General features: G+C 61.2%; 9 protein-coding genes and 3 pseudogenes. 11 read left to right on the top strand and 1 reads right to left on the bottom strand.

Features of this window, described 5'->3' with window-relative positions; all coding sequences use genetic code 11:
* The 8 genes and pseudogenes from F3H98_RS30240 to F3H98_RS32475 form a co-directional block, all read left to right on the top strand.
* A partial coding sequence (locus tag F3H98_RS30240; RefSeq protein ID WP_149764639.1) for a cation:dicarboxylate symporter family transporter occupies positions 1 to 777 on the top strand: 777 nt, incomplete at its 5' end.
* Positions 778 to 1020: 243 nt separating this feature from the next.
* Positions 1021 to 1347 carry a DUF736 domain-containing protein gene (locus F3H98_RS30235; RefSeq protein WP_149764637.1) on the top strand — a complete coding sequence of 109 codons (327 nt, stop codon included), beginning with the start codon at positions 1021 to 1023 and terminating at the stop codon, positions 1345 to 1347.
* A 564-nt stretch (positions 1348 to 1911) separates the two neighbouring features.
* Entirely contained in the window at positions 1912 to 2943 is a 1032-nt protein-coding gene (locus tag F3H98_RS30230; RefSeq protein WP_149764634.1) for a LacI family DNA-binding transcriptional regulator, read from the top strand.
* A gap of 157 nt (positions 2944 to 3100) precedes the next feature.
* Complete coding sequence (locus F3H98_RS30225; RefSeq protein ID WP_244622014.1) at positions 3101 to 3526, top strand: hypothetical protein; 426 nt, start codon at positions 3101 to 3103, stop codon at positions 3524 to 3526.
* A gap of 1 nt (position 3527) precedes the next feature.
* On the top strand, positions 3528 to 5345 hold the full coding sequence (gene nifA, locus F3H98_RS30220) for a nif-specific transcriptional activator NifA (protein ID WP_149764632.1): 1818 nt from the start codon (positions 3528 to 3530) through the stop codon (positions 5343 to 5345).
* Between the two features lie 38 nt (positions 5346 to 5383).
* Positions 5384 to 6051 (top strand): annotated as a pseudogene (locus tag F3H98_RS32205) (LLM class flavin-dependent oxidoreductase); the annotation flags it as partial.
* Complete coding sequence (locus tag F3H98_RS32480; RefSeq protein ID WP_342211654.1) at positions 6038 to 6334, top strand: nucleotidyl transferase AbiEii/AbiGii toxin family protein; 297 nt, start codon at positions 6038 to 6040, stop codon at positions 6332 to 6334. The pseudogene F3H98_RS32205 and the gene F3H98_RS32480, both read left to right, overlap by 14 nt.
* A 129-nt stretch (positions 6335 to 6463) precedes the next feature.
* Positions 6464 to 7123, top strand: a complete 660-nt coding sequence (locus F3H98_RS32475; RefSeq protein ID WP_342211653.1) for a nucleotidyl transferase AbiEii/AbiGii toxin family protein — start codon at positions 6464 to 6466, stop codon at positions 7121 to 7123.
* Positions 7124 to 7665: 542 nt separating this feature from the next.
* Here F3H98_RS32475 and F3H98_RS32745 read toward each other — a convergent pair.
* Positions 7666 to 7860, bottom strand: coding sequence for a hypothetical protein (locus F3H98_RS32745; protein WP_425294896.1), 195 nt, complete (start codon positions 7858 to 7860; stop codon positions 7666 to 7668).
* Between the two features lie 316 nt (positions 7861 to 8176).
* Between F3H98_RS32745 and F3H98_RS30195 the strand changes: the two genes are divergently transcribed.
* The 3 genes and pseudogenes from F3H98_RS30195 to F3H98_RS30185 form a co-directional block, all read left to right on the top strand.
* Positions 8177 to 9985 carry an SWIM zinc finger family protein gene (locus F3H98_RS30195; protein ID WP_149764630.1) on the top strand — a complete coding sequence of 603 codons (1809 nt, stop codon included), beginning with the start codon at positions 8177 to 8179 and terminating at the stop codon, positions 9983 to 9985.
* A gap of 73 nt (positions 9986 to 10058) precedes the next feature.
* Positions 10059 to 10399, top strand: a pseudogene (locus F3H98_RS30190) (IS66 family transposase); the annotation flags it as partial.
* Positions 10400 to 10664: 265 nt separating this feature from the next.
* A pseudogene (locus tag F3H98_RS30185) lies at positions 10665 to 10973 on the top strand (IS110 family RNA-guided transposase); the annotation flags it as partial.

Raw genomic sequence — 10973 nt, 5'->3', positions numbered from 1 at the left:
ATCGGCAAATACGGCATCGGTTCGGTGGTCAACCTCGCGATGCTGGTCGCGACGTTCTATCTCACTGCCTTCCTCTTCGTGTTCGGGGTTCTCGGCGCGGTCTGTCGTTACAACGGCTTCTCGATCTTTTCTCTCATCCGCTACATCAAAGAAGAGCTGCTGCTGGTCCTCGGAACGTCCTCCTCGGAGGCCGCGCTGCCCTCTCTCATGGAGAAAATGGAGAAGGCCGGCGCCAAGCGCTCGGTCGTGGGTCTCGTCATCCCGACCGGATATTCCTTCAATCTGGACGGCACCAATATCTACATGACGCTGGCGGCCCTCTTCATCGCGCAGGCGACGAATACGGATCTGTCAATTAGCGATCAGGTCCTCCTGCTGCTCGTCGCGATGCTTTCCTCGAAGGGTGCAGCAGGTGTCACAGGTGCCGGCTTCATCACGCTGGCCGCTACGCTCTCCGTAGTGCCGACTGTTCCCGTTGCTGGCATGGCTCTGATCCTTGGCATCGACCGCTTCATGTCGGAATGCCGGGCTCTGACGAATTTCGTCGGTAACGCGGTGGCATCGCTCGTCGTCGCCCGCTGGGAAGGCGAATTGGACCAAGCGCATTTGCAAGCCGCCTTCTGCGGTCATCAGCTTGCCGAGACATTAACTGGTCAACCACCGATCGCGCGCCCGCCGAGTCAGGTCGCAGCATCGCGGCCTGATAAGTCGCCGGGCTGCTCACAAGCACTAACAATCGACCCGCAGGGCTCCAAACAGCGCTTCGCGGGCCGATGAAATCAGAAGCGCTACACTTGGTGAGTGCAAAATTATGGACGCCCCAAACAAAACGAACGTACATCGACACGCGCCGGGTTACGCCTGGAATGCTGATCGTCGAATGCGCTGTCGATCATGGAGACCCGGACGAGTTAGCGCTGGCAGCACCGGCTCGACTATCCCCCAGTTGCCCGCCCAGCCAGGAGGCAGCGACCCTTCGACACAAGCTTCATCCACCAAGCATCGAGAGGAGCAGCAGTAATGCCGCAGATCGGCACATTCACCCGCAACGAGGACGGCTTCTTCGGCAACATCCGCACGCTGACGCTCGACGCCAAGCTGGTCATCCTGCCGGCCAGGGAAGGGGGCACCGAAGATTCGCCGGACCATCGCGTCTTCTGCGACGCCGCGGAAGTCGGCGCTGCGTGGGATCGCACCGGGGAGAAGGTGGGCGCCTACCTCTCGGTCGTTGTCGATGATCCGAGCTTCAAACAGCCGATCCGCGCCAGCTTGTTCGGATCCGACACCGAAGACGGCGTGTGGACCCTGCATTGGAGCAGGCCTTCCGAGCGCGACGAGGGGGCGTGAGGCATGCGGCAACTCGGTGTTCGGCAGGATGCGGACCTGCACGACATTGCATCCATACACACCCGGGAGGCCGTCAAATGGCTGACGGTCCACGCTTTCGAGGACGTGCTTTCGTCCGGCCAGGTCAGCTTTCCGAATCGCGAAAGGTCCATGCCGGCTCGGCGAAGGGAACCACCGCGGAGGATGGAGCCTGCGATGAGCTATCTTGAGCATAACGCGCGCCGCTCGACCGCTTACCGCCCGTGGACTTGAGAACTGTCTTTGACGCCGCGCTGCTTGCGCTGTCGATCGGTTTGTTAGCGAGCTCCCCCTCGGAGTGACTGGCTGAATCGTAGGCGATCAGCCCTCGCGATGGCTGCGCTCGCCGTAAGGAAGGCCACGACGTCACCGCCAACCCGGATCACGTCTCATCGGTTGAGTGCCCATGTCACCCGCTTGAAGGTGCCGGCGAGCACTTCGCACGGCGCCGCCGCCGGATTGCGGGAGAAGCAAGCCGTGGGCGCAGGCGGCAACAGCGCAGGGCAGAATTCTGCATCCCTCATGACATTCTATCAGAATTGAACCATGGCCAAGCGTCCCACAATTGCCGATCTCGCCCGAGAAGCCAGAGTCAGCGTGGCTACTGTCGATCGGGTTCTGAACGCCCGCCATCCGGTGCGGGAGGAGACTGCGCGACGCGTCTACGAGGCCGCCCACGCCGTCGGGTATCATGCTGCCGGTCTCATCAAGCAGCGCTTGCAGCGTGATCTGCCGCAATATCGGCTGGGCTTCATCTTGAGAAAACCCGCCCAGCATTTCTACCAAGACTTCGCGCGCGAGGTCGAAGCGGCGGTCAGTTTGGCCCAGTCCTTCCACGGCATTCCACGCGTCGAATTTGCATCGTCGCATGTGCCGGGGGATCTGATCGCTCTGCTCAAGGACCTTGGCGGACGCTGCCACGCGATCGCCATGGTGGCGCCGGACCACCCGAAGATCACGGCAGCGGTCGAGGAGCTCAAGGCGAAAGGCATTCCGGTAATCTCGCTGCTTTCCGACTTTGCCGCCGGCGTGCGCGAGGGCTATATTGGCCTCAACAACCGCAAGGTCGGGCGGACGGCCGCTTGGATGTTTTCCAAGGTCGCAAAACGGCCCGGCAAGGTGGCGGTCTTCGTCGGCAGCCACCGCTTCCAGGGGCACGAGCTCCGCGAAATCGGCTTTCGCTCCTATTTCCGTGAGAACGCGCCGAGTTTCGAGGTGCTCGATACGCTCGTGAACCTCGAGAAACGGCAGATCACTTACGAGGCCGCGCTGGATCTCATGCAGCGACAACCTGAGCTCGTCGGCTTCTATGTGGCCGGCGGGGGCATGGAGGGCGCCATCTCCGCGCTCCGCGAGGAGGGCAAAGGTCGGGATCTCGTCGCGATCGTGAATGAAATCACGCCGGAGTCGCGGGCGGCGCTCGCAGATGACATCGTCACGATGGCGGTCGCCACGCCACTGCGCCGGCTTTGCCAGGAGCTGATGACGCTGATGGCCCGGGCCATCGAGACCGGCACCGCGGAGACGCCGGGGCAGACATTTCTGCCGTTCGACATCTACCTGCCGGAAAATATATGAAACTGATGAAAGTCTATCAGAAGCGCCGAGTTTCCTTTCGCAAATGAAAGAAGCTTCGATTGACTCTCCTCCCTCATTCCGGTCTCAACGTGCGGTTCATGGCAGAAGCCAGAAAGCCGAGAACGACGGTCGCGCTTCATGGAAGGAAAGCCAAGTCATGCGCCAGGCATCGCCCCGCTTTGCACTCGACCACATGGCGGTGCCCCGACTTGACGTCAGGGCATTTTTCACGCTTGCCCGTGACCTCGGCCTGACAGAAGTCGACATCCGCAACGATCTCTGTAGCAATCCTGTTGCACGCGGCATGCCGGCGGCGGACGTCCGGTCTGCCGCCACCGAAGCGGGCGTCACGATAATCTCCGTCAACGCCTTGCGGCGCTTCAACGAGTGGACTCCCGTCCGCGAGGCCGAGGCGAGCAAGCTTGCCGATTATGCGGCAGCCTGCGGGGCGAAGACGCTCGTGCTGGTGCCGGTCAACGACGGCTCGGGCGCCAATGCCATTTGCCGAGGGCGTCTACGCGCCGGACGACGTCGCGGCGTACACGCCGCGAGCATTGATTTCATGGCGCGAGATCGAGGATGACATGCAACACAATACTCGCAAATCCGAACAAAGTGCCAGGGAGACGCCATCATGCTGCATATCGCTTCAGGACGCGAAAAGAGCTAACTCAAAGTCTGAGACGAACAACGCGGTCCCTATTGTGCCGTCGCACGAGAGTGCGCTTACCGGCATCTTCGAAATATCGAAAGTCCTCACCGCCCCCTCCCGGCTCGAAGTCACGCTGGCCAAGGTCGTCGATCTCCTGCGATCGTTTGTACAGATGCGGCACGGCATCATCTCTCTCTTCGACGGTGATGGCGCACCGGACATTACCGTAGACGCCGGCTGGAGCGAGAGCAGCGATGAGCGCTACCGGATGCGCATGCCGCGGAAGGCAATCGACCAGATTGTGACGACGGACACGCCGCTCGTCGCCGAGAACATAGCGGTGCATTCGGCCTTCAGTGCCGCCGACATGGACGTGCTCGGGGCCTCCGACACCATACCAGTGTCGTTCATCGGCGTTCCCATTCGCGTCGATGCGAACGTCGTGGGCACGCTGACCATCGACCGCGTCCTGGACAATAGGTCGAGGTTTCGGCTCGATTACGACGTCCGGCTGCTTACCATGATCGCCAACCTGGTGGGACAGACAGTGAAGTTGCATCGCTTGTTCGCGTGCGACCGCGAGCGACCGATGGCGGAGAAGGACCGGCTCCAAAAGCAATTCTCCGAGATCAAGCACCCTGCGCGGGAGCGTAAGAAGGTTCACGTCAAGGGGATAATTGGCGACAGTCCGGCGCTGCACGCGCTGCTCGAGAAGATCGCGGTGGTAGCCAAGGTGAAGACCACGGTTCTGTTGCGAGGCGAATCCGGTACCGGGAAGGAGCTGGTTGCCAAGGCCATTCACGAGTTGTCGCCGCGCGCCAAGCGGCCCTTCATAAAGCTTAATTGCGCGGCACTCCCTGAGACAGTCCTGGAATCCGAATTGTTCGGTCATGAGAAGGGTGCCTTCACCAGCGCGTTCAATTCGCGCAAGGGGCGCTTTGAGCTCGCCGACAAGGGGACGTTGTTTCTGGACGAGATCGGCGAGATCTCGGCCTCGTTCCAGGCAAAGCTACTGCGCGTGCTGCAGGAGCAGGAGTTTGAGCGCGTCGGCAGCAACCAGACCATTAAGGTCGATGTTCGCGTGATTGCCGCCACGAACAAGAACCTGGAAGAAGCGGTTGTACGGAACGAGTTCCGCTCCGACCTCTATTATCGCATCAGCGTGGTTCCCTTGCTGGTGCCGGCGTTACGCGAAAGGCGCAGTGATATTCCGCTCCTCGCAGCTGAGTTTCTCAAGAGTTTTAACAGCGAGAACGATCGTACGCTGGCCTTCGATGCGAGTGCGATTGAGGTAATGATGAACTGTGGTTTTCCCGGCAACATCCGCGAGCTCGAAAATTGCGTGCACCGGACAGCGATCCTGGCGCCGGGACCATCAATCGTCAGAAACGACTTTGCCTGCTCCCACGGCCAGTGCTTTTCCGCGGTTCTGTGGAAGAGCGGATCAGGCAAGATCGCGCTGCAACCGGGGCCGATCGTACCGGTGCCAGTGAAGCCGGCCACGCCGCCGGCTGAGGCCGCTACTTCGGCCGCTGTTGCGGTCCCGCCTGTCGTCAGCGAGCAGGCACCGCTAGCGCCGGCCGGCGCAGCCCCTTTAAATGGTGCGAAGATGATCGATAGCGAGCGTGTCATCGCGGCCATGGAAAGATGTGGCTGGGTGCAGGCAAAGGCGGCGCGCCTGCTTGGACTGACGCCGCGCCAGATTGGCTATGTGCTGAGGAAATACGGCATCGAGATCAAGCGCCTCTGAAAGCATGACTGATGCGAATAGATGGGACAAATCAAGCGTTGGTGGTTTGGCGAGCCTTGGCCGATCCGCTGCGTGCGTTCGAAGAGATCCGTATGCTGGACCAATTGAGCGGTGGCCGGCTCGAACTGGTATAGGGCGCGGCTCTCCCGAATTGGGTTACTTCGGGATTGGTGCGGACGCGGCGCCAGGCCACTATGCGGAAGCCAGCGAAATCCTTATTAAGGCAGTGAAAAGCGGCACACTGTCCCACCAAGGCCGCCATTTTGACCTAAACGGGGTTCCTTTGACGCCAAGACGCTCATCAGCGTCCACATTCGCCGACATGGATCCCACCAATTGACCCGAGTCGGCAGGCTGGACCGCTGCGAATGGCGCAAAATCGCGTGAGGGGACCTTTCAGCTTGCGGGCGCGCAGAATTACTGATGCCTTCCGCGCCTGTCGAGAGCACAACACTGATGCAAACAACCAAGCGCAATTTCTTGGATTGCTCCGAATGGTCGTGATTGGGCGTTCTGAAACACATGCATATCCACTCGCGACAGCTGCTTATGAACGATAGCTCAAGAGCTTTAAATTCCTTTACGACCTCGATGCCATCCCGACTCCTCCAAACCTGCCGCTGACCTTCGAAGCAGCAATCGAGGTGAATTGTAGGTAGCAGGAACGGCAGCTTCTGTGCGACAAACTCTCCTTGATCAGCTGGAGGGCATGTGCCAACTGCGGGACGCGGCAAGACCAAGACGACCAGGTCCTGAGCGCCGACGCCGAGACAAGAGCGGGCTTGTTTACAACAACAGCTCAGCGTCTCAACTCCACGCCGCAGAATATCGAAAAGGACTTCTGGGTCTGCTGGACCTTGGACGCGCTGTTCAATGGCCTGCCTAACGACAGCCCACGGCTACTCTTCAAAGGCGGCACCTCCCTTTCCAAGGGGTTCGGCCTGATCAGCCGCCTTTCGGAAGACACGACGTTGCTAATTTCGCGATGATCTGAGGGAAGGGACGTCGATCGCCGAACTTCAGAAACTTAGTCGCACCAGGCGCGAGGCCAAGCTAGATGCCATCAAGAACGCCTGTACGGCCTATATCCAAGGACCGATGGTGGAGGCCTTGACGCATTGGTAGCTGCCGCCGCAGAGCGCACGGGACTGCCGTTCGAAGATTTTCAGGTACGAACTGACGAGGATGACAGGCAGACCCTCCTGCTTTGGTATCCGACCGCGACGCCTGTTGAGGCGTATGTCCGTCCGGCGGTGAAGATTGAGTCAGGCGCGAAGTCGGCACTCGATCCGAACACGCTGCAGATCATTCGACCCTATGTCGATGAGGACGCGCCAAGTCTCGATCTGAGCGTGGCCAACGTCACTACGGTCGATCCGGAGCGGACCTTTTGGGACAAGGTCGTGATCCTTCATGGCCTGCGGCGCTGGTTTGAGCGTCGGAGTGAACTGCGTGGTGGCGGACAACGGATCTCGCGCCACTATTATGACATTCATCGGCTCATGGAGTCCGAAACCGGTCGCCCGGCGATCGCGAACAAGGATCTTGGCGCCGACTGCGTGGCCCATGCTCGCATGTTTTTCAACCGCAAGGACTACGACCTTGCATCAGCCGAACCGCCGACCTTCGCCCTGCTGCCACATGACGAAATGGTTGACGCCCTGCGGCGAGACTATGTTGCCATGACCGCCATGATCTTTGGGCCTGTGCCAAATTTCGACTTGGTTCTCGAGAGCGTCCGACGGTTGGAAATCCTGTTGAACGCGCCAGAAGGCTGACGTCTTGCCTCCCACATGTTCGCCGCTGGAGCGAACTCACAACTGATAGGGCTTTAGCGCAATGCACTCCGCCGCGACTCCTCAGGCGTCGCGTGGGAGGCCGATTGCGACGTAAACGGAGCGTTAACCTTAACTGGCCATGATCGTCACGCGCGATAGGTACTGCGTTCGCGCTTGAGGCGGGTCTACCCACGACCGCTCACCGCCGGAGTTGTGATCCGCTTAGATCGTAACGCTGGCTCTCACCACGTTGGTGCCGCCCGCATGGCGCAGCGATGGAAACAGAATGCCGCGAGGCCCGGCGGTAACGACCTGATCCGAAAGCTCCGAGGACGGAGGCACCTTTTTGTCACTGCGGGCGATCTGACGCCAGGCGCCGGGGGAGCGAAATCTTGCGGCGGCCAGTGTCTCGGGCGCGTGAGGCTGGCCCCCTGCTTTTACTCCTCGAGCGCGGTCTGGGGCGCGCGCGAAAGACAGAGCGCTTCCGTACCCGGCCGATTGCCGCACCTGCGCCGCTCATGGGCAGCAAGGCCATTTGGGGGTCAGGTAGCGATGTAAGGTCTCGTCGGGGCCGGGGTGACTTTCACCCGCGCGGCGTTTTCGAGATCACGGATATAGGCGAGAGCCTCGACCTGGCCTTCGGCAACGAGTTCGGCCGCCGTTCGGTGTCCGTAATCGGTGATCGCGTCGTTACGATACCAGTACGTCGCCCGTGAGTTCCGTGGCCGCGAAATCACCTACACCATATCGCGCATCCTGCACTGCAGCCGTTCCGACGAAGGATTGCGCAAGGTGTTAAGATAAACGCCTGTGAGTTGCGCCAGATTCGCAACCTTTAGCCCAAAGCTCGCGACAGACGCTTTGACGAGATATCGGGAGTTAGTGGCTCTTGGAGGCTGTCGACGAACCCGGAGACCATTGCGGTGTCTGTATGCTGAGCCTGTTTCACGCAAAAACCTTGGTGATCCATAACGCACAATAGATGCATATTTGAGGGCATATCAAGCGCACAGGCTCGCTGCAAAACTCAGGTCAGGAGGAGCACGAACAATCATGAAGGATCCTGCTTTTGGCGAAGATGCCGTACGTGCGTTGGCGACCGTGGAGTCCTTCGCGCGCGGCCGGGAGTATCTTCGCAGCGGTGCCGTATCCGGGCTGGAGCGCCGCAGCAACCGATTGACCGCCGAGGTCGAAGGGAGCGAATACACGCCCTACGCCGTCACGATCGAGCTTCACGATGGCGGAGTCGCTGCAACGCGCTGCTCCTGCCCCTATGACTGGGGCGGCGCGTGCAAGCACGTCGTCGCCGTGCTCCTCAAATACCTTAAGGCCCCCGGCGCGGTCACGCAGCGGCCCTCCCTCGACGAGATGCTCGAAAGCCTCGACCGGCAGACCCTGGCGGCACTGCTGGTCAAGCGGGCCGAGGCGGATCCGGCATTGGCACTTTGGCTCGAGACGGAAATGGCCGCCGGAGTGCCGCGCGGCGATACGGCGGGTGGGCGCCGAACCACCGTCGACCCGGAGCCAATCAGGCGGCAGGCCGAGGCGCTGCTGTCGCGGCGCCATTCGCGCCGGCATGGCTGGAGCGACCATGGAGTCATCGTCGATGAAGAGGCCTTCTCGGCGCTGATCGGCAAAGCAAGGCCGTTCCTCGAAGCCGGCGACGGACGCAATGCACTGAAGATCCTGGAGTCGGTGACGGAGGCGCTCGTGCAGGCGTGGCGCGAGCAGGCCGACTGGGACGAGACGCTGCACGAATTCGTTCCCGTCCTCGGCCAGATGATCGCGGAGGCGGTGCTAATGAGCGATCTTACCCCGGAGGAACGCGACGATCTAATGGTCCGGCTCGACGTCTGGCAGGGTATGCTCGATGGATACGGCCTCGATGACCATCTGCAGGTCGCGATCGATGCGCTTGAGCAGGGCTGGGACGAGATCGGCCTCGAGGACGTTCTTGCCGGAAGAGGCCGCTCCTGGCCGCTCTCCGGCAATGGCGACTGGACGACGGCGCGGCTGACGCAAGCGCGGCTGCGGGTTCTCGAGATCAGCGGGCGGACAGAAGAATTCCTGAACCTTGCAAGGGCCGCAGGAAGCCATGGCGACCACGCTGCCATGCTGGTCCGGCTCGGGCGCATTGCAAATGCGGTGGACTATGCGCGCAAAAGGTTCCGCTCCGCCGAAGAGGTCCTCCAGCTTTCGCGGCTCCTCAAGGGGACAGGGCAGATCGACGCGGCGCTGGAATTCGCCGAACGAGGGCTGGCGCTGCAAGGCGACGATGGCCGCTCTTATGAGGCGATTGCCCTTGCGCGCTGGCTGCGCGACACCGCCGTCCTGTTAGGGCGACGCGCGCCTGCTCTTGTGGCGGCGCGGTTGGCCTTCGAGCGCAGTCTGTCGCTTGAAGATTTCGAGGCTGCGGCGCAGCTGGCGGGATCGGAATGGGGCGAACTGCGTTCCCAACTCCTGGGGATCCTGGCGGCCGCGAAGTACGCTCACGACCGGACTGAGATTTTCCTCGGCGAAGGCATGATCGAGGAGGCGGTGCGATCCGTCGATCGCAAGAACATGCTGAGCCATCCGTCCGACGCGGTCCTCATGCGGCTCGCGGAAGCCGCGCATGCCAGCCATCCCGACTGGGTGATCGATGTGTGCGAGCGCATGGCTTGCGGCATCATGGATGCCGGGCAGTCGGGGTTCTATGAATTGGCGGCGCAGTGGCTGGAGAAGGCGGCGCTCGCCTATGACGCCGCCGGCCGGTTCGAGGACTGGATCACAAGGATCGACGTGCTGATCGAAAAGCACCGCCGCAAGCATAAACTCCGGCCCTTGCTTGCGGCGCTGCGTCCGGACGCGCGGACGCGCTGAAGATGATCGCCTCCTGCGGTCGCACCTGCGCACCTTCGGAAGCAGCCCTAGGATCAGCCGCGAGCTTCCAGCCTCGGCCAAATCGAAGCCCGCCGAGGCGATCCGCTATGCGCTCGGCCGGCGTGCCGCGCTCGAGCGCTTCCTCGCCGACGGCCGCATCGAGCTCGACTCCAACACCGTCGAGCGTGCGATCAGGCCGCAGACAATTACGCGAAAGAACAGAGCGCACATGGGCTACCATCACCACGCTGCTGGCCACTGCCAAGATGAATCAGGTCGATCCGCACGCCTGGCTTACCCAGACTCGAGCGCATCGCCAACGGCTGGCCCAACAGCGACATCGACGCCCTCATGGAACTACCAGAGCTGAACGGCCTAAACTGCCCGCTTACAATGCTTCTCTATAATCTGTAACAGCTCGTCCTCCTTTGATGAGGATCGGCTCGGTCCACCCGAGCAATCCTCGGACGCGCAGTGTAGGGCGAGCCGTCTCCACCGACAGAGGCGGACATACATGGTGTAATTGCGGGCACGAGGCCCCTCTGGATCCGATCACGATCTTGGAAGGTGGCTGCTCCCCGATATGATGAGATACGGGCTCACGACTGGACGCCGGGCCCAGCATCAATGGAGGTGGCATGAAAGAGGTCGCGCTCACTGGAAGAACGGATCGCTAAAGATGTTGATGGCGATGGAGGGTCAGTCGCACTTCCTGCCTTGCGGCGTACCGTATTGGGGTTTCGAGGCTCTCAATAACGGAGGAAGTGCGACCGTGTCTTACGATTATCATATCGGCGTGGATTACCACAAATCCTATAGCCATCTCGTCGTTCAGGACGGCGGCGGGCGAACACTGCGCTCGGGCCGGGTGAAGAATGACCGGCATTCGATCGCGGCGTTTCTGGACCGCTACAAGGACAATTCTCATGCCGTCGTGGAAGCCACGCGCAACTGGATGGTCATCTACGACTGGCTCGACGACATCTGT

This window comes from Neomesorhizobium albiziae, from assembly GCF_900114255.1.
Taxonomy (GTDB): Bacteria; Pseudomonadota; Alphaproteobacteria; order Rhizobiales; family Rhizobiaceae; genus Neomesorhizobium; species Neomesorhizobium albiziae.
The sequence above is the reverse complement of the archived record's forward strand: the minus strand, read 5'-3'. Positions and strand labels throughout refer to the sequence as shown.

Excerpts from the sequence above, each read along its gene's own strand:
- F3H98_RS30235 (WP_149764637.1), top strand. The coding sequence starts at position 1,021 with ATGCCGCAGATCGGCACATTCACCCGCAACGAGGACGGCTTCTTCGGC.
- F3H98_RS30230 (WP_149764634.1), top strand. The coding sequence starts at position 1,912 with ATGGCCAAGCGTCCCACAATTGCCGATCTCGCCCGAGAAGCCAGAGTC.
- F3H98_RS30225 (WP_244622014.1), top strand. The coding sequence starts at position 3,101 with ATGCGCCAGGCATCGCCCCGCTTTGCACTCGACCACATGGCGGTGCCC.
- nifA (WP_149764632.1), top strand. The coding sequence starts at position 3,528 with ATGCAACACAATACTCGCAAATCCGAACAAAGTGCCAGGGAGACGCCA.
- F3H98_RS30195 (WP_149764630.1), top strand. The coding sequence starts at position 8,177 with ATGAAGGATCCTGCTTTTGGCGAAGATGCCGTACGTGCGTTGGCGACC.